The 19457-nt window shown below is 42.3% G+C and carries 21 protein-coding genes; 13 read left to right on the forward strand and 8 right to left on the reverse strand.

Annotation, left to right across the window (positions count from 1 at the left end; genetic code table 11):
* Together FTV11_RS17330 and tusA are read right to left on the reverse strand one after the other, a co-directional pair.
* Positions 1 to 167, reverse strand: a 167-nt coding sequence (locus FTV11_RS17330) for a hypothetical protein (RefSeq protein WP_180073965.1), incomplete at its 3' end; no start/stop codon positions are given.
* A gap of 133 nt (positions 168 to 300) precedes the next feature.
* On the reverse strand, positions 301 to 558 hold the full coding sequence (gene tusA / locus FTV11_RS10350; RefSeq protein WP_078189780.1) for a sulfurtransferase TusA: 258 nt from the start codon (positions 556 to 558) through the stop codon (positions 301 to 303).
* A 200-nt stretch (positions 559 to 758) separates the two neighbouring features.
* Here tusA and FTV11_RS10355 point away from each other — a divergent pair, with 200 nt between their 5' ends.
* On the forward strand, positions 759 to 1598 hold the full coding sequence (locus tag FTV11_RS10355; RefSeq protein ID WP_078189781.1) for an HlyC/CorC family transporter: 840 nt from the start codon (positions 759 to 761) through the stop codon (positions 1596 to 1598).
* Positions 1595 to 3154 (forward strand): apolipoprotein N-acyltransferase, encoded by a 1560-nt coding sequence (gene lnt, locus FTV11_RS10360; RefSeq protein WP_180073966.1) that lies wholly within the window; start codon positions 1595 to 1597, stop codon positions 3152 to 3154. Before FTV11_RS10355 ends, lnt begins: the two co-directional genes overlap by 4 nt.
* Before the next feature lie 83 nt (positions 3155 to 3237).
* Here lnt and FTV11_RS10365 read toward each other — a convergent pair whose 3' ends face one another.
* The 4 genes from FTV11_RS10365 to gspF all read right to left on the reverse strand — a co-directional run bounded on the left by FTV11_RS10365 (position 3238) and on the right by gspF (position 6125).
* On the reverse strand, positions 3238 to 3576 hold the full coding sequence (locus FTV11_RS10365) for a tRNA-binding protein (protein ID WP_180073967.1): 339 nt from the start codon (positions 3574 to 3576) through the stop codon (positions 3238 to 3240).
* 250 nt (positions 3577 to 3826) lie between these two features.
* The gene (locus tag FTV11_RS10370; RefSeq protein ID WP_078189783.1) at positions 3827 to 4162 is read right to left on the reverse strand and encodes a hypothetical protein; all 336 of its coding nucleotides are present in this window, start codon (positions 4160 to 4162) and stop codon (positions 3827 to 3829) included.
* 283 nt (positions 4163 to 4445) lie between these two features.
* On the reverse strand, positions 4446 to 4883 hold the full coding sequence (gene gspG / locus FTV11_RS10375; protein WP_078189784.1) for a type II secretion system major pseudopilin GspG: 438 nt from the start codon (positions 4881 to 4883) through the stop codon (positions 4446 to 4448).
* A 36-nt stretch (positions 4884 to 4919) separates the two neighbouring features.
* Positions 4920 to 6125 (reverse strand): type II secretion system inner membrane protein GspF, encoded by a 1206-nt coding sequence (gene gspF / locus FTV11_RS10380; RefSeq protein WP_180073968.1) that lies wholly within the window; start codon positions 6123 to 6125, stop codon positions 4920 to 4922.
* A 150-nt stretch (positions 6126 to 6275) separates the two neighbouring features.
* Between gspF and FTV11_RS10385 the strand changes: the two genes are divergently transcribed.
* From FTV11_RS10385 to FTV11_RS17135, 11 genes are all read left to right on the forward strand, one after another.
* Positions 6276 to 8498, forward strand: coding sequence for a primosomal protein N' (locus FTV11_RS10385; RefSeq protein WP_180073969.1), 2223 nt, complete (start codon positions 6276 to 6278; stop codon positions 8496 to 8498).
* Between the two features lie 79 nt (positions 8499 to 8577).
* On the forward strand, positions 8578 to 10419 hold the full coding sequence (locus FTV11_RS10390; RefSeq protein WP_180073970.1) for a monovalent cation:proton antiporter-2 (CPA2) family protein: 1842 nt from the start codon (positions 8578 to 8580) through the stop codon (positions 10417 to 10419).
* 50 nt (positions 10420 to 10469) lie between these two features.
* Entirely contained in the window at positions 10470 to 11345 is an 876-nt protein-coding gene (gene hslO / locus FTV11_RS10395; RefSeq protein ID WP_078189788.1) for an Hsp33 family molecular chaperone HslO, read from the forward strand.
* Positions 11346 to 11590: 245 nt separating this feature from the next.
* Positions 11591 to 12043 (forward strand): DUF2147 domain-containing protein, encoded by a 453-nt coding sequence (locus tag FTV11_RS10400; RefSeq protein WP_180026794.1) that lies wholly within the window; start codon positions 11591 to 11593, stop codon positions 12041 to 12043.
* A gap of 284 nt (positions 12044 to 12327) precedes the next feature.
* Positions 12328 to 12792 (forward strand): DUF2147 domain-containing protein, encoded by a 465-nt coding sequence (locus tag FTV11_RS10405; RefSeq protein ID WP_168377964.1) that lies wholly within the window; start codon positions 12328 to 12330, stop codon positions 12790 to 12792.
* A gap of 188 nt (positions 12793 to 12980) precedes the next feature.
* Positions 12981 to 13445, forward strand: a complete 465-nt coding sequence (locus tag FTV11_RS10410) for a DUF2147 domain-containing protein (protein ID WP_168377965.1) — start codon at positions 12981 to 12983, stop codon at positions 13443 to 13445.
* A gap of 141 nt (positions 13446 to 13586) precedes the next feature.
* Positions 13587 to 14549, forward strand: coding sequence for a DnaJ C-terminal domain-containing protein (locus FTV11_RS10415; RefSeq protein ID WP_180010275.1), 963 nt, complete (start codon positions 13587 to 13589; stop codon positions 14547 to 14549).
* 10 nt (positions 14550 to 14559) lie between these two features.
* Positions 14560 to 14898 (forward strand): chaperone modulator CbpM, encoded by a 339-nt coding sequence (locus tag FTV11_RS10420; protein WP_078189792.1) that lies wholly within the window; start codon positions 14560 to 14562, stop codon positions 14896 to 14898.
* Between the two features lie 69 nt (positions 14899 to 14967).
* The gene (locus FTV11_RS10425; protein ID WP_180002890.1) at positions 14968 to 15231 is read left to right on the forward strand and encodes a YdcH family protein; all 264 of its coding nucleotides are present in this window, start codon (positions 14968 to 14970) and stop codon (positions 15229 to 15231) included.
* 167 nt (positions 15232 to 15398) lie between these two features.
* Complete coding sequence (locus FTV11_RS17130) at positions 15399 to 15644, forward strand: hypothetical protein (RefSeq protein ID WP_257223238.1); 246 nt, start codon at positions 15399 to 15401, stop codon at positions 15642 to 15644.
* The gene (locus FTV11_RS17135) at positions 15641 to 15847 is read left to right on the forward strand and encodes a DUF2147 domain-containing protein (protein ID WP_180066201.1); all 207 of its coding nucleotides are present in this window, start codon (positions 15641 to 15643) and stop codon (positions 15845 to 15847) included. Before FTV11_RS17130 ends, FTV11_RS17135 begins: the two co-directional genes overlap by 4 nt.
* A gap of 35 nt (positions 15848 to 15882) precedes the next feature.
* Here the strand turns inward: FTV11_RS17135 and FTV11_RS10435 are convergent, their stop codons facing one another.
* Positions 15883 to 17151, reverse strand: a complete 1269-nt coding sequence (locus FTV11_RS10435; RefSeq protein WP_180073971.1) for a magnesium transporter CorA family protein — start codon at positions 17149 to 17151, stop codon at positions 15883 to 15885.
* A 138-nt stretch (positions 17152 to 17289) separates the two neighbouring features.
* Positions 17290 to 19377: a polyribonucleotide nucleotidyltransferase gene (gene pnp, locus FTV11_RS10440; RefSeq protein WP_171262611.1), complete on the reverse strand. Its 2088-nt coding sequence runs from the start codon at positions 19375 to 19377 to the stop codon at positions 17290 to 17292.
* Between the last annotated feature and the right edge of the window lie 80 nt (positions 19378 to 19457).

Consider the following 19457-nt stretch of genomic DNA (forward strand, 5'->3'; position numbering starts at 1 on the left):
AGGCAAATCAAAGTCGCTTGCAGGCCTTGGTTTAAGACATGCTCCCCATCAATACGTTGAATAAAAAGCTCGTCATTCAACGCAGGGTTGGAAAATTGCACATGAATGGCACGTTTTTGGGCGGATAAGCCTAATTTTTCAAGTATAAGAGCAATCGAATTTGACATTTTAAAAGTCTGTTTTTTAAACTTTGTATAATTATGCTGCGAATGATATAGGCTAGCCATCAGACTTGACCAGCCTATTTTATTAATAAAAATGTAACATCTTAATAATTATTATTTTTTACAATCTCTTAAATTAACCTTTCTGAACCAAATAATGGAATTCTTTATTTCCATTTTCATCAAGACGTTCTTCTTGAAGCAAAAGCTCATGACCTAAATGCATACAAAATTTCGGAATATCCCAAGAGGTCGAATTATCTGTTGCAAAAACCTCCACAATATCACCCGATTTTGATTTACGAATGGCTTGATGCAACATCATCACAGGCTCAGGGCAACGTAAGCCACGGGTGTTTAATTGAATTGATGGGGGCACAGAAGGCTCAGACATTAGAAAACTCAGCATTAAAATCTAGGGCTATTTTAGCATAATCCTGACGACCGAATGTTAGCTTGAAAAATGCAAACGATAGCGTCTTAAAATGACTTGATCGCTCATCATCGAGATCAACATTAACAATAGACAACTGTATTTTCTACGGTATGATAAAATCATCATTTATTAGATATTAAGAGTCTTTAGGAAAGATCATGCAAGAGGAATCCGGCCCGTCGTGGGGCATGCGCGGCTTACGTAAATGGCTGGGCACTGCACCAGAAACCCGTGACGAACTGTTGAAATTGGTACAAGATTCACGTCGCTTCTTAGAACCCGATACAGTTGCCATGCTCGAAGGGGTACTCGACTTACCTGCAACTAAAATCCGCGAGGTCATGACCCCCCGTACTGCGATGATCAGCTTACAAGAAGATGATGAGCTATTAGATATTTTGCATGTACTTGTTGAATCTGCACACTCACGTTTCCCAGTCTTTTCCTCAGACCAGCCAGACAATGTTGTCGGTATTTTGTTGGCCAAAGATTTGTTGCCATTTTTGACAGAACCGACCACCAAAGTCGATATTCGTGCATTAATGCGTCAACCCTTATTTGTACCCGAGAGCGCGCGTTCTGACCAAGTTTTACGTATGTTGAAAAATACCCAAACCCATATCGCTGTAGTGATTGATGAATATGGCACAACTTCAGGTTTAGTCACTTTAGAAGACATTCTTGAAGAAATTGTGGGTGAAATTGAAGATGAACACGACAAAGTTGATGAAGAAGCTCAATTTATCATTCCAGATGAAGACCCGTTAAGTGCAAATACATGGTTGGTTCAAGCACTTACACCAATTGAACACTTTAACAATCTTTTAGATGCTGATTTTTCAGATGATGAAGTAGAAACTGTGGGCGGCTTACTGCTACAAGAAATGGGCTTGGTCAGTGATTTACAAGGTCAAGTGATTGAACTTGAAAACTGGGAATTTACCATTTTGGAGGCAGATGCACGTACTATTCATCTGATCCGAGCTGTCCGTAAATGAGAACCTACTTTGATAAGCTGCTAAACCACTCAGAACAAAAAAAACAGCTACCTTTCATCTATCCTTTGCTGATTGCATTATTTTCAGGTGCCATCTTCAGCTTGTCGCTGGCACCTTATCATTATTGGTGGTTGGCAATTTTATCTCCAGCCCTGCTGTATGCTTGCTTAAGTCAGCGTGCCCCTAAACAATCGTTTTTCATTGGTCTAGCTTATGGCTTTGGCTTATGGTTTGTCGGGGCTTTTTGGCTGTATACCTCGATCCATGTCTATGGTGATACCAATTCAGCACTCAGTGTTTTGATGATTGCCATTATGGCGATTGTGATGGGCCTGTTTACCGCAGTTCAGAGTTGGCTCTACCGCCGCTTCTTTCCAGAAACACCTCTGACCTTTGCGCCACTGTGGGTGTTTTTCGAATGGAGTAAAACTTGGGTCTTTACCGGTTTTCCATGGCTGTTTGCAGGTTATGCCTTTACTGAACGATTCCTCGATGGCTATGCGCCATTATTCGGGATCTTTGGGGTATCTTTTGCGGTCATTGTATTGGCCTGTGCCTTGGTTGAAATCCTACGTAAACGCATCTTTTGGATTGTTCCCTCTGTCCTTGTTTTGCTCGGTGCATGGGGTGCAGCACAACTGCAATTTGTTCAGCCTAAAAATGAAAAACCGCTGAGTGTTTCCTTAATTCAAGGCAATATTCCACAAGATTTAAAATGGTTAACAGAATACCAAGCTCAAACCTTAATGAAATATGCATCATTAAGTCGGACAGAATGGGGCCGTGATGTCATTGTTTGGCCAGAATCCTCCATTCCAATGTTCCAAACTGATATTGAGCCGTTTTTGGATGCGATGAAAGTCCAAGCCAATAAAACAGGTACGGCTTGGGTGACAGGTATTCCCTATTGGGATTTGGCAGAATCACAGCAAAACCAACACCCTATGTATTACAACACCATCATGGCAACTGGTGATGAGTCTTCTGGCCTATACAAGAAGCAACGTCTAGTTCCCTTTGGTGAATACATTCCGCTTTCAGGGATGCTAAGTTGGGTACTGCCTGCCCTACAAAATGACCCGTCGATGAGTGGCTTTTCACGTGGTGCAAACAACCAAAAGCCTTTGAATGTTAAAGGTCATGATTTAGGTGCAGCGATTTGCTATGAAGTGGCTTATCCCAACTTAACGCGCCGTAATGCCAGTCAAAGTGACTACCTAGTGACCATTTCCAATGACGCATGGTTTACTGGAACAGCGAGCCCGCATCAACACCTACAAATGGTTCAAATGCGTGCCAAAGAAAATGGCCGTTGGTTTATTCGTGCAACCAATACAGGTATTACCGCCTTTATTGATCATAATGGTCACATTGTGAAACAGGCACCGATGGATAAAGATGCGGTACTTCGTGGTGATTTACCTGCCATGCAAGGCGAAACACTTTACACTCGCTTAAGTGATTGGCCTGTGTTGATTTTCTCATTCTTGTTATTGGTTCTCGGTTGGATTTATCGCCCGCGTAAAGTTGATATTTCTTTTAAATCACGCCGTTAATTCCGCTACAAAAGATCAAAAAACCGAGCTTTGGCTCGGTTTTTTATTGATAAACTTTCAGGGTGCCAGCTCACCTTACTTTTTCAAAGTAACTTAGTGCCTAGGGGAATCTGTGCATCAGGCACACAAAGAGCAACATGCCCCTCTGCATTATGAAAACCTGTGACCAAACACTCTGACTGGATCGGCCCAATTTGTTTTTTTGGAAAATTCACGACGGCAACGACCAATTTTCCCAATAGATTTTCCGGCTGATATAGCTGTGTAATTTGCGCACTGGATTTTTTAATGCCCAGTTCCTCTCCAAAATCCACATAAAGAATGTACGCAGGTTTACGTGCTTGCTCAAAGACTTCCGCCTGTACAATTTTCCCCACACGTAATTCAACTTTCAAAAAATCTTGCCAATCGATCTGTTGCATTTTTCCCTCTTTCTTTTCTTTGTTGTACTTCATCTAACTATCTAAGATCTGATATCTAAAGATTATAAAAATTTCATTCAGGCTGACCATATGTGAAACAGACATTCGATGCGTCAAAACGGACAAAGCAAGGTTATGTTAGAGCGCGTACCATGTAGAAGTATGCAATGATGTACGCTACGAACTGTTCATTAACACGAGACATAAAAAAACTGGAGCAAGCTCCAGTTTTGAAGGTTTAATTTTGGGGTTATAACTGCGTAACTAAATAGGAAAGCATGGCAGCTAAAGAAACCATTGGAATATATCGATAAAGACGAACAACCATTTGTTCGATGGCAGATGCATGTTCTTGTTTTAAATTTGCCACAGTCGCTTTTAATGCAGACCAAAAACTTAAAGCTAGTAATGAACTCATTAAGCTCATGGCAAAGAAGCCCACCATAATTTGGCTACTGCCCTCAGTGCTTTGCCATAAATACACAATGCCTTGACTGATCGGCAGAATACTTAAAATCAATAGAACAGATTTCAGCATAGACCAATGAAATTGGTTAATTTCATCCGTTAATAATAATGCTTTCATACTATTCTCCATGGCTAAAAAAGTACCATAAAAGATATTATGCTCGGTTTTATTTAAATGAAAAGCCTATATTTATTCATATTTTGCGATTATTGTAATCAATAAAATTGGGAATAATTCTTATTATAAATATCACATATTTTGCATTATGTAATTTAAATTAAATTCAATAACTTAATATTAATTTTATAATTAAGATTTATTATCACTTCACTCAATATTGAAACACCCTATTAAGTGAAGTGATTAATTCCATTAAAACTGAATTTATAATTATTCTCAGTTAGTGTTTATAGTAAATATCAGCATCATTTTCTTCACCACCAGACTGACCGTCCGCACCAAATGAATAAAGATCATAAGGACGGCCTTCAGAACCGGGAATCACATATTGAATGTCATTGTCCCAACTGTCTTTTGGATAGCCACCTTTGATGTAGCCACCTGGCAACCAGTTTTTAGCAGACTCAGGTTTAGTGACCAAAGCATTTAATCCGCCGTCTTGCATTGAAGGGAATTTACCATTGTCCATTTTGTATTGATCTAATGAGCCAGCGACACTTTTTAAAGTAATCGCCGTAGTATCGACTTTAGCTTTTTCACCACGGCCCATCACGTTCGGTACAATCAGCGCTGCCAAAACACCTAAAATGACAATGACCACCATCACTTCAATTAAAGTAAAACCTTGTTGCTTCATATTTTTTGTCTTCACTTGCATGTTACAAATCTCTGTTCACATCATTGTTCGAATGTTTTAAATCATATTATTCATATTCACGATTGGCAGCATCACAGCAATCACGATCACTAGTACAATGCTCGCCATAAATACCAACATCAGCGGCTCAAGTAACGCCAATAAAGTTGAAATTAAGGTCGTCACTTCTCGGTCTTGCATCGTCGACGCACGTTCGAGCATCCGATCTAATTCGCCTGAACTTTCACCACTTTTGATCATTTGTACCATCATCGGTGGGAAATAACCACTTCGCTCAAGCTGTGTTGCTAAATTACCACCTTCTGTTACTTTCTCTGCCGCAAGGTTGACCGAATCTCGAATCACCCAATTATTACTGACCGCTGCTCCAATTTTTAAAGCGTCGACCAAAGGCACACCAGACTTGGTTAAAATCGATAAAGTACTGGCAAAACGAGCGGCATTAATGCCTTTAGACAGTTTGGAAAATAACGGTAATTTCAAGGTCAAACGGTCAAAGGCATAATGTCCCGCCGCTGTTCTGAGGAATCGAACCAAGAGAAAAATCGAGACTACGCTACCGACCAATAAAAATGGCCAGGCCATTCGAATAAAATCACTGGCTTTCATTAAAGCGATCGTTATCCACGGCAAGGCATCTTTGCTTTGGTCAAAGGTTTTGACAATATCTGGGACCACATAGGTCATGAGTCCCATCACAATACCGAAAGACATTAACATCAGGATGATGGGATAAATCATCGCACCCTGCACTTTTTTTTGCATGGCAAAGCGGTTTTCGGTGTAATCGGCAAGTTGGTCGAGAATGAGATCGAGATGACCTGAACGCTCACCTGCTGCAATCGTGGCAATATACAGTTCAGGAAAGCGTCCCGCTTGTTGTAGTGCGTTGGCTAAAGAATGCCCTTCCAAAACTTTAGAACGCACCGACATCAACAGGTTTTGCACATGGGCTTTTTCGTTTTGTTTTCCCACAGCACGAATCGCTTCTTCTAATGGAATCGCAGCGGCAACCAAAACTGAAAGTTGGCGAGTCAATAAAGCCAAGTCATAGGCATTCAGCCCTTTTTGAAACAAGCGCTGCTGCGCGTGTTTGTCTTTTTGCTCTATCGGATCGACAGCAACTGGAATAAGTGACTGATCTCTGAGCTGTTGACGAATTTGACGCGCAGAATCACCCTCAAGTACACCCTTCTGCTGCTTCCCTGAAGCGTCTATGGCAATAAACTGATATGCAGGCATTGTAATGCTCTAATTTTCCAAAATTTCTATCAGCGCAGTTGCGTCTGACCATCAAAATCATTCATATTCTTAGATATAAAATATGAGCTCACTCTAACACAACTCCTTTACGATCACGACGAAATTTAATCAGGAACTTATCCACGTTTTATGGCAAATTCAGCGAGCATTGCAACACCTATTTACCGCGTTCGAGTCGCCGTTCCGGTATATTTATACGACTGCTTCGATTACAGCTTAAACCAAGAGCAATACCAACAAGCTGAAGTAGGTGCACGCGTTGCTGTATCTTTTGGTCGGCAAAATTTGACCGGTATCATCGTGGAAAAAATTGCTCCCGATGCACCACTCAATTCAAGCTTTAAACTCAAGGCCATTACCGAACTTCTTGATGATCGTGCCATTTTAGATGAGAAAGTTTTAAATTTATTGACATGGTCTGCACAGTATTACCAATTTCCGATTGGTGAAGTGATGCAAAGTGCCCTTCCGACGCTGTTACGCCAAGGAAAGCCTTATAATTTATTGGCACGGACATGGAATCTGATTGACCATAATGCTGAAGCCAAAATTAAACGTTCAGAGCGTCAACAAGAAGCCTATAAAATACTAAAATTACATCCCACAGGCACAGGTGAAAATCTTTTAAATTTGTCAGGTGTTGAAACAGCAACACTCAAAGCCTTAGAGAAAAAAGGCATCTGCGAATGTGTGTTAGCAGAACAAGATTTTAGCCCGATGCCGATGAGCATGGCGCAAATGCCACTTACAGCAAACCCTGACCAAAAAAAAGCGATCGATAGCGTATTAAAAGCACGTAAAAAATATCAGGCCTTCCTGCTCGATGGCTTAACTGGCAGTGGTAAAACTGAAGTCTATTTACAAATCATGCAAGAGGTTCTCAAGCAAGGCAAACAGGTCTTGGTTTTAGTTCCTGAGATTGGACTCACCCCACAGACCATTAGCCGCTTCCAATCACGTTTTCATTGCAATATTGCCCTATTACATTCGGGGTTAAACGATTCAAAACGTATGCAAGCTTGGCAAGCTGCGCAAACAGGTAAGGCGTCAATTATCTTAGGCACACGTTCTGCGATTTATACGCCACTGCCTAATATAGGTTTAATTGTGATTGATGAAGAGCATGATCTGTCCTTTAAACAACAAGAAGGCTTTCGCTATCACGCTCGGGATGTCGCACTTTACCGTGGGCATCTGGAACAATGCCCTGTAATTTTAGGTTCTGCCACGCCTAGTATCGAGTGCTATGCACTGGCGAAACAAGGCAAAATGACCGTACTGGAATTGAACCAACGTGCGGGCACCGCGGTCATGCCGAAAATGCACATCCTTGACTTGAAAGTGGCACAGAAACAGCATGGAATCAGCCAACTTTTGATTGGTGAAATCCGTAAACGGCTTGAAAAAAAAGAGCAAGTATTAGTGTTTTTAAACCGCCGGGGTTATGCACCTGTACTGATTTGTGAAAGTTGTGCATGGCAAGCTAAATGCCCACATTGCGATGCCAATTTCACGGTTCATCGTACACCTTATCAACATTTACATTGTCATCACTGCGGCACCATTCACCGTATGCCAGATCACTGTCCACAGTGTAATCATCAGGAGCTCAAATCTATTGGGATGGGCACAGCCAAAGTTGAAGAAAGTTTAAATGAGTTGTTTCCTGAACATGACATCATTCGAGTGGATCGTGACTCAACCAGCCGCGTTGGTAGTTGGCAAAAGATTTATGACAAAATTCAAAAAAGTGAGCCTGCTATTTTGCTTGGTACGCAAATGCTGGCCAAAGGTCATCATTTCCCTTACGTCACCTTGGTGGCGATTTTAGATATCGATTCAGGTCTGCTGAGTGTGGACTTCCGTGCCATCGAACGTACCGCTCAACTCATTGTGCAAGTCACAGGGCGTGCCGGCCGTGGCGAACGTAAAGGCGATGTATTCCTACAAACATTAAGACCCGACCATCCGCTTTTGAATATTTTGGTCAATGAGAACTATCGAAAATTTGCCAAAGAAACCATGAAAGAACGGGAAATGGCACAAATGCCACCGTTTCGCTATGCCGCATTGGTACGCTGTGAGTCAAAAAACCAAGAACTCAATACTGAATTTTTACAGCAACATGCCCAATTGCTGCGTCAGGACTCTGCTGGAATTATTGATATTTGGGGGCCGATTCCTGCCCCGATGGAGCGCAAAGCAGGGCGTTACCAATCCCACATGGTTTTACTGTCTACAGATCGTGCGCGCTTACATTATTATCTGCGTTATTGGTGGCAAAATATCTTGCATAACAAGCCATCAAATATGAAATTAAGCCTCGATATAGACCCACAGGAACTCAGTTAAACGCGTACAATTCAGTCTGAAAATATCAGTCATACTGAATTGCAACTTTCGACCAAAAACACAACTCTAGGACGAGTAAATGTCACTACTGTTACAGATCACAATTTTCCTTGGCGCATCCTTATTGCTTGTCCCTTTGCTCAAGCGCTTTGGTATTGCAACGGTATTGGGATATCTGTTCACTGGTATTTTGCTCGGCCCCGATGTCTTTAACATTGCCAGTGATCCCCAAGCGATCCAAGATCTCGCTGAGTTTGGCGTGATCTTACTGATGTTCCTGATCGGCCTCGAACTCCGTCCACAGCGTCTATGGAGTATGCGTAGTTCTATTTTCGGCATGGGGAGTTTACAAGTCGGTCTGACCGGTCTTGTTTTAGCGCTAGGCAGTTTTTTTGCATTACAACAAGGCATTGCAGCCAGTATCGTTATCGGTTCCGCTCTCGCTCTTTCTTCTACTGCCTTTGTCTTGCAGATGCTGAGTGAAAAGCAGCAATTGAACACCACCTATGGGCAGCAATCCTTTTCGATTTTGCTGTTTCAAGATATGGCTGCAATTCCCCTGATTGCAGTCATTCCCCTGCTCGCAGGGACAGAATCATCACATCACGGAATCGCCTATTTCGCTGCAATCATTGCGACTTTTTCAGGCTTATTTTTATTTAGTCGATACTTAATGCGACCGTTTTTCCGCTTCGTCGCGAAAAGTGGCGCGCATGAACTGATCACCGCCGTCGGCTTATTTATAGTGCTGGGTGTGGTGGTATTGATGGACGTACTTGGCATCAGTACCACACTCGGTGCATTTCTGACTGGCGTGCTACTGGCAGACTCTGAATTCCGCCATGAACTCGAAGCAAGTATTGCTCCGTTTAAAGGGCTTTTACTTGGTCTGTTCTTTATGACCGTGGGCATGACCACGGAACTGTCATTATTCGTTGAAATGCCATGGTTCATTATCGGTGGTGCGTTGGCACTGATGCTCATCAAAATGGCTTCACTTACCGCGATTGCGCGTTATCTTAAAAATTCATGGCGCAACAGTATTTTACTGGCGACCTGTTTGGCTCAAGGCGGTGAATTTGCCTTTGTAGTCTTTAGTGTGGCGAAAAGTGAAAATGTCGTACAGCAAGCCATTTTGGAGCCATTAACCCTCATCGTCACTTTGTCGATGGTGTTGACCCCTATGTTGTACTGGTTAATACAATCACAAATTTTGCCGCGTTTTAATCCTAAAACCATCCCAGAGTATGACGACATTCCGGATGAACATAATCCTGTGATTATTGCGGGCTTTGGACGTTTTGGACAAATCATTGCTCGTGTGGCGCATTTACAGCATTTGTCTTTTACCGCCATTGATAGCAACTTAGACAAAGTCGATTTCGTACGTAATTATGGTGGTCATCTGTATTATGGCGATGCCACACAACCAGATATTTTACGCGCTGCGGGCATTGAACATGCCAAAGTGTTCGTCCTTGCTATAGATGATATTGAAGACTCGATGAATGTGGCGCGTCATATTCGCCTGAATTACCCTCAGTTAAAATTATTGGTCCGTGCGCGTGACCGTCATCAGGTGCATTTGCTGCGTGATTTGGGGATTGAGCATATTTGGCGTGAAACCTATTTATCCTCTTTAGGAATGGCCTATCACATGCTGTGTGACTTAGGCATCAGCGATGAAGATGCCTATAAAAGTATCGAATTGTTCCGTGATTATGATGAAAAACTGCTGACTCAACAGCAGCAAATCTATACCGATGAACAAAAGATTTATGAAACGCATCGTAACGCTTTAGCTGAACTGGAACATTTGTTTGAAAGCGATGCGCAAGCCCGTGAAAAACCTACAGGTGTTGATTTACAACGCAGCTTACAACGTCATCGTATTGATGTCACAAGAGATGATAATGAATGACTTGTGTTTTACAATATCGTCACCATTAAAGCAGGGTTATGGAGAATTTTATGTCAGATTTACGCCAACGCTTTTTTATTGAAGATAGCCCTGTTCGTGGAGAAGTGGTTCATCTTGAAGAAGCTCTACAAACGATTCTTGCACAGCGTGACTATGCACCTGCTGTACAAATTCTCTTGGGTGAAATGCTCAGCGCGACTGCCTTGTTGGCCAGTACCTTAAAAATTAAAGGTCGTATTAGCTTACAAATTCAGGCTGCAGGCACTTTTAAATGGGCAATGGCGGAATGTAATCATCTCGGTGAAGTTCGCGCACTTGCAGATTATGAAGAAGACCCGCACTTTCAAACCGCTGAAGACAGCAGCACGGTACTGAAAGCCTTGGTAAACCCAGTACTTTTCATTAATATCGAGCCTGAATTTGGTGAGCGTTATCAAGGGATTGTACCTTTAGACAAACCGACTTTAGCGGGTTGCTTGATGCAATATTATGATCTATCTGCACAGATCCCGACACGCATCGTCTTAGCAAGCAGCAACAGCCGTTCAGGTGGTTTACTGATCCAGTTATTGCCGCGTAACAGCGAAGAAGAACAACGCCGAGTTGATGAAGATCTATGGCCACGTTTAACCATGCTGACCGAGACATTAAAAGCAGAAGAGTTAACGTCTTTATCTGCAAACGAAATTTTATATCGTTTATATAACGAAGAAGAAGTTCGTCTACCTGAAACTGAAGCCTTAAAATTTGGCTGCACATGTTCAAAAGAACGCTGTGCGACAGCACTTGAACAAATTGGTGTTGCTGCAGTTCGTGAAACCTTAGAGTTTCAAAACCCAATTGAAATGGACTGCCAATTCTGTAATACAAAATATACCTTTACGGCAGAAGAAGCTTTATCCCTTTTTGGTCAACACCTTAGCTAAATCATTGCATGATTAAAAGCCTAAATCTAAGCATCCTTCGGGGTGCTTTTTTATTGTCCCGATAAAATTTAGACCTACTACTTTCTTGCGCTTAGTCGAATGGGTTCGAACTATAAAGCATCAACATGATCAGCTGTATTTGCGATCAATTTTTTTTCGAGTAGAATCGCGCCAGAAATAAAGTCAAAAAAACCAACAAAGCTTTATTTTTAATAGAAAAATAATGTAAAAAAATTGGATAAATTATGAAACTCAAAACACTCGCTATTCCCTTAGCCATGATCTGCTTTGGCCCAATAACAGCACATGCAGCAGACCTCGTCGGGACATGGAAAACCATAGATGATAAAACAGGCTATGCCCGTGCTGAAGTCCAAATCACTAAATTAAAAGACGGCAGCTATAGCGGTAAAATCACCAAAGTACATGCCATCCCCAACCGCCCTGTCACCACGATTTGTGAAAAATGCGAAGGTAAACTCAAAAATGCACCCTTAATTGGTTTACCGATCTTCTCTGGCTTTAAACATAATGCAAAAGAGAATGCCTATACCGATGGCAAGGTGATCGACCCACTTTCAGGCAATACTTATCAAGGTAAAGGGCAATTGAATGCGCGCGGCAATGTCCTGACACTTCGAGGTTATGTTGGAACCACGCTTCTCGGCCGGACGGTATCTTGGATCCGCGTCAACTAAAGTCGCCATTTGGCTTTCATTGGCATGATGAACTCAACTCCAGACGAGTTCATCATGCCGATAATAATCTACTTTGAGATGAATTCCGACTATTTTACTAGTGCGTAGACGTTCAGCATAAACCTCATTTAGCGCCAACTCGTTCATGTTTTGGCTCAAAATATAAATACCAATTCTTAAAAAATCACTAGAATATTCATATTATTTCAGGCTACATTAAACCCATAATATTTTTATGCCTTTAAGTTTTAGGCATCCGCTTTTTGTGTAATGTGGGTAATTATATGGCTGTTAAATTCCTCCCTTCTATCCTGTTCGGCATGTTCTCCATCTGCAGTTTATCCTCTGCTTTTGCAGCGATTGACCCCTTAGTGGGGACATGGAAAACCATTGATGATCGAACAGGATATTCCCTTGCCGATGTGGTGATTCGTAAAGATAAGCATGACCTGTATTCGGCCACCATTATCCAAAGCCGAAGCGTACCCGGAACAGCAAATGTTTCGACATGCACGCAATGCACCGGTGCTCAGAAAAATAAACCCATGGTCGGTTTAACCACTTTAAGCGGCTTAAGCGCTGATCCAGAAAAGCCCAATGAATTTGTGGGTGGAGTGATGCTCGATCCCAAATCAGGCAAGCACTACAATGCACGCGCTCGTTTGATGAATAATGGCAAGCATTTGATCATCAATGGTCGTACTGAAGGCTCTGCAATTGGACGCAATGTCACTTGGGTCAAAAACTAAGCACGAGGCCTTTAAATCATTAAAGGCCTTTTTTAACTTAAAAATTAGAGTAAAAACTCCATATTAAAGCAGTGTTTTAAAAAAATCTGCCAAATACATCACAAACCATCACATTGATTTTGTAGGGCTTTATATATAAATTAGGCAACTTACTCTAAAAACACAATTCTGAATTTTCAGGGGATGAAATGAAAAAAATATATCAACAATTATTTGCCGGAATAGTACTTAGCACTTTGTCAGGATTGTCAATCGCTGCGGAAACCGATCCGCTAGTGGGTAAGTGGAAAACTGTCGATGACCGCACCGGATATTCACGTGCAGACGTTGAAATTCGCAAAAAAGCCGATGGAAGCTATGAAGGCATCATTGTCACCACACGCAATGTCCCTGGCACTGAAAAAATGGGCGTCTGCTCGAACTGCCCAGGTGAATTGAAAAATAAACCTTTTATCGGCTTGCCATTTATTTGGGACTTTAAACAAGATCCAAAAAATCCACGTGAATTCCAAAACGGTAAAGTTCTGGACCCGATTGGTGGAAAAATCTATAAAGGCAAAGCAAGACTTAGTGCTTCAGGAAAACATTTAACTATACGTGGGTATGTTGGTGTATCTGTGATTGGTCGTAGTGTCACTTGGATAAAATATTAATTTTAAATGTGTTTTTAAAAGCCTCCTCGTGAGGCTTTTTTATTGTCATGTTTTGAAACAATATGCTGCAGTTTGCCCCTATGACAGTTTGATGAACCCTTCTATATTGATTAAAACATGATTAATATTTATACAGAGAGTATGCCAGACAATCACTATCAAACTTTAGGGATCGCCCGAGATGCTTCGGCAGATCAAATTAAAAAAGCCTATCGAAAATTGGCGCGTAAATATCACCCTGACGTCAGTAAAGAGGCTGATGCTGAAGCGCGTATGCAAGCGATTAATGTTGCATACGACACCTTGAGTGATGCCGAAAAGAAAAAACAATACGATTTTGAACTCGATCATCCTCAAGGATTTGCTGGGTTTAATGCTGGCAACCAAGATGGTTTTGACCAATCTCAGTTTTATCGCCAATCGACGACTGATGGTCAGCATGCGGACTTTAGTGGATTTGAAGACTTGTTTGGTCGTTTTGGGCAAGGCTTTGGTGGCGGTGACTATCAGTATCAACGTGCAAACCGCCAAACCAAGAGCTTCCGTGGTGAAGACCAACACGCCAGTTTAGAAGTGGATTTAGAAATCGCATTTCATGGTGCAACGCAGAATATCACCTTGCAGATTCCGAGCTTAAATGCCCATGGTGAGCCTGAAGTTCAACGTAAAACCCTACAAGTCAAAATTCCTGCAGGCATGAAATCAGGTCAACAAATTCGACTCTCGGGCCAAGGGCAAGCTGGCTATAACGGTGGAGCTGCTGGTGATTTATACATTGAAATTTTGTATAAACAAACCGAGCAAACCCGTGTAGAAGGTGCTGATATTTTCCAACAACTGAATATCAGTCCTTGGGAAGCAGCATTGGGTCAAAAAATTGCATTTACCAGTCCTGATGGCAAAACATTAGAGCTACAGATTCCTAAAAATGCGCGTACTGGACAGCAGCTACGATTAAAGGACAAAGGGATACCAAACAAAACACCCGGACAGCTTTACCTGGTTTTAAATATAGTGATACCAGCTGCACAAACAGAACAAGAGCAACAAGCTTATGCGGCTTTTGCTCAAGCTTTTCCGTCATTTAATCCACGACAGTCTTAAGGAGAGCACCATGACAACAATTCATTATCGTGAAATTGTCTGTGACGGATGTAAACAGACTGAAATCGTAGACGAAAAAAGTAGTTTTGATCTACAACACTTTGCCTCTGCCTGTGGGCAAAGTCCAGAATGGGTTCTGCAACTACTCGAATACGATATTCTGCCTAGCCGTTCAGAAGACAGGATTCATCAATTTTTTGGCGATGATATATCTCGCGCACGGCGTGCCTATCGGCTTCAACGAGATTTCGATGCCAGTTTTACTGCGGTCGCCATGATGCTCGACCTGATTGATGAAGTCCAACAACTACGTCGCCAAGTGAAACACCAACAGCTTCATTCGCACTAAATGTATTCGTGAACGCTCTGTCCTGCAGGGCGTTTTTCTTTTTTCTTGTAGAGGAAATGATCGACAACCATGAAAACACGAGATTGCAATAAAAAAGTCAAAAACATGTTTCCTGAGTACCGTGATTTGGTCACTCAGTTACGTGATGAAAATCCGCATTTTGCGCGGATCTTTGAAGAACATGATGAGTTGGATCGCGAAATCATTCAATTGGAATTAGATCCTGTTAATCACTACAACACGGATATTGAGACCATTAAGCGTAAGAAATTAAAGCTAAAAGATGAAATTTATCGCTTACTGAAAAGTAATGAAAATGATGATATATCTTGAGATATCGACTCGTATAGGGGAATTTTCATGATGCATGTCGTTCGCAGTACAACCCACGAGGCTAAGCAATTGAATTACTAAGACCATAAGGATCGGTCAAATCGCGTTGTACTGCAGATTTTTAAAACAAAATTTAAAAACAATAAAATCATGACAAAGGATTCATCATGCAAATGCATCATGTGCTATTTGGAGCATTACTCAGTTTCAGCGCTCTGTTGCATGCCAATGATATGACCAGTGTTTGGAAAACAATTGATGACCAAACAGGATATTCACGCGGCGATGTCACCGTCGTTAAAAATGCCGACGGGACGTATAGTGGAACACTCACTGCAATATGCCCATTGCCGTACAAACCCTTGGTTGAAGTATGCTTAAAATGTAATGGCAAACTCAAAAATGGGTTTTGATAGGTTCCGAAATTATCAAAGAATTTAAACCAGACCCACAACATCCAAATCAATATAGCAATGGAACCGTGCTGGATCCCCTCTCGGGCAATGTCTATAAAGGCAAAGGCAAGCTGAGTGCAAATGGCAAACGTTTAACCATGCGCGGCTATATTGGCGTGTCTGCACTCGGACGTAGTACCACATGGATTCGTAATGATTAGCAACTAAACCCACCCATCAGAGAAGCTGACACGAATTATTTGAGTTTCGTCAGCTTCTCAATTTCTTTCATGGTTTTAACCGTACCTTTGACTGTGCCCTTCACCGTCTGTTTGATTGGTTCATAATCCATAAACCAAAACAGATTCATGTGTTGATCGCCGTGCTGCTGTGCTAACATATCAATCACACTTTTTTCACCGCGCCCGACCAAATGCCGTCGATAAAAATAATACAGTAGTAAAATCGTGGTCATCAGCATGATGCCGAGCATGATCCAAAAACCGGTTGGCGATTTGAGTCCCGGAATAAACTCAAAGTTCATACCGTATATACCGGTTAATAAGGTTAATGGTGCGAAAATTGCCGTAATAATCGCCAGAATCCGCATATTTTCATTGGTTTGGTTAGCAACGGCTGAAAAATGCAGATCAATGGCGGCCTGCACAGCACTGCGTAATCGTGTGGTGTGTTTTTGAATGCGTTCGATATGACTGGTTAAATCATCTACCCGAACCAGCATGATATCCTGCTTTTCACTGCGCTTTTTGCCTTTCAAATGTGGGTAATTATCTACAACTTCATCACGCAGTTCTTGCAAAGCTTCAATTTGCTCTTCACACAAATTTTCCACTTGCTGAAAGGCCATATTTTCCTGCAGCAACTGATGCCACTTGGTAAAACGCCGATGCCCTTGCAGCAATTCTTGCTGCCAAAACTCGACACGGCGGGTCAAAGGAACGCGTAAATCCAAGTATCCATCTACCATATTATTCAGTAAGCGCAATGCCAAATCTAAGGGTGTCAGGGCTAATTTTCGCGGCTTATTTTGCTCTTCTATCGGCCGAGAAATTAAGGTTTCAATTCGTTGGATATAACTTTCAATGGCTTTGTTGCCTTTTTCGCGCACCGTGATCAGCACTTGGGGTGTGAGCAAAAAACTGATCGGGGTGGTCGCCAAACCAAAGACCCGCTCATGCTTTTCAAGCGCATCGGCGCCGGCAGCAATTTGGTCATCGGGTGTGACCATTTTTCTAAAAATTAATAAATCGTAATCATCAAGTGTGTCAAAAGCACACGGATGCTCTAAATTTAAAATATCCCGCAGATGGTATTCATTGACCCGCAAGTCTGATGCCTGAAAAATATCACTCTGCCACAGCTCTGGGCGGTTGACGACATCTTCACGGGTACAATCAATCCAAATAAACTCAGGCTCAAGTTCAGGATGATGCTCACATTGCACTTGGTCTTGCACATAGATATGCGCGGCTGTTGGATGCTGAAAAAAATAATAGGTTTGCATATCTCATTTATTATTGTGTTTACTTTTTGCATGATGCCATAAAAAAAGCCTTGAGCAAGTCAAAGTTCATACTCTGACTGCACTCAAGGCTTTTTAGAATCCATTCACAGAGCCGAAACCCTGTGAATCAACAAACCATTAAGCTTGTTCGATGTCTTTCATGGTTAATTTGATACGACCGCGGTTGTCGACATCAGCAACTTGTACTTTGATCTCTTGACCTTCAGATAATACGTCTGAAACGTTCGCAATGCGTTCGTTAGAAATTTGAGAGATGTGAAGTAAGCCATCAGTACCTGGAAGGATGTTTACAAACGCACCAAATTCAACGATACGAATCACTTTACCAGTGTAGATTGTACCTGGTTCGATTTCAGCAGTAAGCGCTTGGATTTTCGCAACAGCAGCAGAAGCAGCCGCTTTAGTTTCACCAAATACGCGAACTGTACCGTTATCTTCGATATCGATTGCTGCTTTAGTTTCTTCAGTGATCGCACGAATCGTTGCGCCGCCTTTACCAATCACATCACGGATCTTATCAGGGTTGATGTTGATCACTTGGAATGTAGGCGCGTGCATAGAGATTTCAGGACGAGCGCGTGAAATCACTTGGTTCATTGCATTTAAGATGTGCATACGACCTGCATACGCTTGGTTCAATGCAACTTCCATGATCTCTTCAGTAATACCTTCGATCTTGATGTCCATTTGAAGTGCAGTAATACCGTTTGCAGAACCTGCTACTTTAAAGTCCATGTCGCCAAGGTGGTCTTCGTCACCCAAGATGTCAGAAAGAACTGCGAAACGCTCGCCTTCTTTGACTAGACCCATTGCGATACCCGCAACTGGTGCTTTAAGTGGAACACCTGCGTCCATAAGTGATAGAGAAGCACCACATACAGAAGCCATTGAAGATGAACCGTTAGATTCAGTGATGTCCGATACGATACGGATCACGTACGGGAAGCGGTCAGCTGCTGGAAGTACAGCTTGTACACCACGACGCGCTAAACGACCGTGACCGATTTCACGACGTTTAGGACCAGATTCACGACCAGTTTCACCTACAGAGTATGCAGGGAAGTTGTAGTGCAACATGAAGTTGTCAGTTTTCGTACCCGCTAATGTATCTACCATTAACGCATCACGTGTATTACCCAAAGTTGTTGTTACCAACGCCTGAGTTTCACCACGTGTGAATAATGCAGAACCGTGAGCACGGTCTAACACGCCAACTTGTACGTCAAGCGCACGAACTGTTTTAGTATCACGGCCATCAATACGTGGTTTACCTGACAAGATGTTGTCACGTACTGTACGGTATTTCAGGTCTTCGAATAATTCAGCTAAGTCGTCAGCGATACCGTCAACGTCTTCTTCTGGAACAAATTGAGCAACAGCTTCAGCTTGAAGCGCATCAAGTGCTGCATAACGATCGTGTTTAACAGCGATTGTGTATGCTTCAGAGATTTTCGCTTCAAACGCTTCTTTTAATTTTGCACGAAGGTCTTCGTTTTTCGCAGGTGCAGTCCAAGTAGACTCTGTTGCACCAGCAGCCGCAGCAAATTCTTTAATCGCTTGGATCGCGATTTGCATTTCGTCATGACCGAACAATACAGCGCCAAGCATTTGGTCTTCAGAAAGTTCTTTCGCTTCTGATTCAACCATCAATACTGCAGATTCTGTACCTGCAACCACAAGGTCAAGGTCAGATTCTTTAAGCTGTTCGTGGTTCGGGTTAAGGATGTATTCACCGTTGATTAAACCAACGCGCGCACCACCGATTGGACCACGGAAAGGCGTACCCGCAATTGCAAGTGCAGCAGATGTACCTAACATTGCAGCAATGTCAGCATCCATCGTTTTGTCAGAAGAAATCACAGTCGCAGTCACTTGGATTTCGTTGTAGTAACCTTCTGGGAACAACGGACGGATTGGACGGTCGATTAAGCGTGAAATAAGAGTTTCAGCTTCAGACGCGCGGCCTTCACGTTTACCGTAACCGCCCGGGATACGACCTGCAGCATATTGTTTTTCTTGGTAGTTAACAGTCAATGGGAAGAAGTCTTGACCTGCTTTAGCTGTTGGTTGAGCAACAACGGCAACAAGAACTTGTACACCACCCATAGTGATGATTACAGTGTTCGCTTGACGCGCAACACGACCTGTTTCTAGGACAACTTGATGCTGACCGTATTGGAATTCTTTACGAATAATATTAAACATCGACATGTTTTATTTTTTCCTGATTTTATTCTAGTGGAGACCCCTAAGGTTTGGCATTCACTCAACGCCCCAAACGCTGC

Source organism: Acinetobacter sp. YH12231, assembly GCF_013417755.1.
Lineage (GTDB): Bacteria > Pseudomonadota > Gammaproteobacteria > Pseudomonadales > Moraxellaceae > Acinetobacter > Acinetobacter amyesii.

Coding starts and splice junctions, on each gene's coding strand:
- FTV11_RS10390 (WP_180073970.1), top strand. CDS start 8,578: ATGTCACTACTGTTACAGATCACAATTTTCCTTGGCGCATCCTTATTG.
- FTV11_RS10405 (WP_168377964.1), top strand. CDS start 12,328: ATGGCTGTTAAATTCCTCCCTTCTATCCTGTTCGGCATGTTCTCCATC.
- gspF (WP_180073968.1), bottom strand. CDS start 6,125: ATGCCTGCATATCAGTTTATTGCCATAGACGCTTCAGGGAAGCAGCAG.
- pnp (WP_171262611.1), bottom strand. CDS start 19,377: ATGTTTAATATTATTCGTAAAGAATTCCAATACGGTCAGCATCAAGTT.
- FTV11_RS17130 (WP_257223238.1), top strand. CDS start 15,399: ATGCAAATGCATCATGTGCTATTTGGAGCATTACTCAGTTTCAGCGCT.
- FTV11_RS10415 (WP_180010275.1), top strand. CDS start 13,587: ATGCCAGACAATCACTATCAAACTTTAGGGATCGCCCGAGATGCTTCG.
- FTV11_RS10370 (WP_078189783.1), bottom strand. CDS start 4,162: ATGAAAGCATTATTATTAACGGATGAAATTAACCAATTTCATTGGTCT.
- FTV11_RS10355 (WP_078189781.1), top strand. CDS start 759: ATGCAAGAGGAATCCGGCCCGTCGTGGGGCATGCGCGGCTTACGTAAA.
- lnt (WP_180073966.1), top strand. CDS start 1,595: ATGAGAACCTACTTTGATAAGCTGCTAAACCACTCAGAACAAAAAAAA.
- hslO (WP_078189788.1), top strand. CDS start 10,470: ATGTCAGATTTACGCCAACGCTTTTTTATTGAAGATAGCCCTGTTCGT.
- FTV11_RS10410 (WP_168377965.1), top strand. CDS start 12,981: ATGAAAAAAATATATCAACAATTATTTGCCGGAATAGTACTTAGCACT.
- FTV11_RS10420 (WP_078189792.1), top strand. CDS start 14,560: ATGACAACAATTCATTATCGTGAAATTGTCTGTGACGGATGTAAACAG.
- FTV11_RS10435 (WP_180073971.1), bottom strand. CDS start 17,151: ATGCAAACCTATTATTTTTTTCAGCATCCAACAGCCGCGCATATCTAT.
- FTV11_RS10425 (WP_180002890.1), top strand. CDS start 14,968: ATGAAAACACGAGATTGCAATAAAAAAGTCAAAAACATGTTTCCTGAG.
- tusA (WP_078189780.1), bottom strand. CDS start 558: ATGTCTGAGCCTTCTGTGCCCCCATCAATTCAATTAAACACCCGTGGC.
- FTV11_RS10365 (WP_180073967.1), bottom strand. CDS start 3,576: ATGCAACAGATCGATTGGCAAGATTTTTTGAAAGTTGAATTACGTGTG.
- FTV11_RS10385 (WP_180073969.1), top strand. CDS start 6,276: ATGGCAAATTCAGCGAGCATTGCAACACCTATTTACCGCGTTCGAGTC.
- gspG (WP_078189784.1), bottom strand. CDS start 4,883: ATGCAAGTGAAGACAAAAAATATGAAGCAACAAGGTTTTACTTTAATT.
- FTV11_RS10400 (WP_180026794.1), top strand. CDS start 11,591: ATGAAACTCAAAACACTCGCTATTCCCTTAGCCATGATCTGCTTTGGC.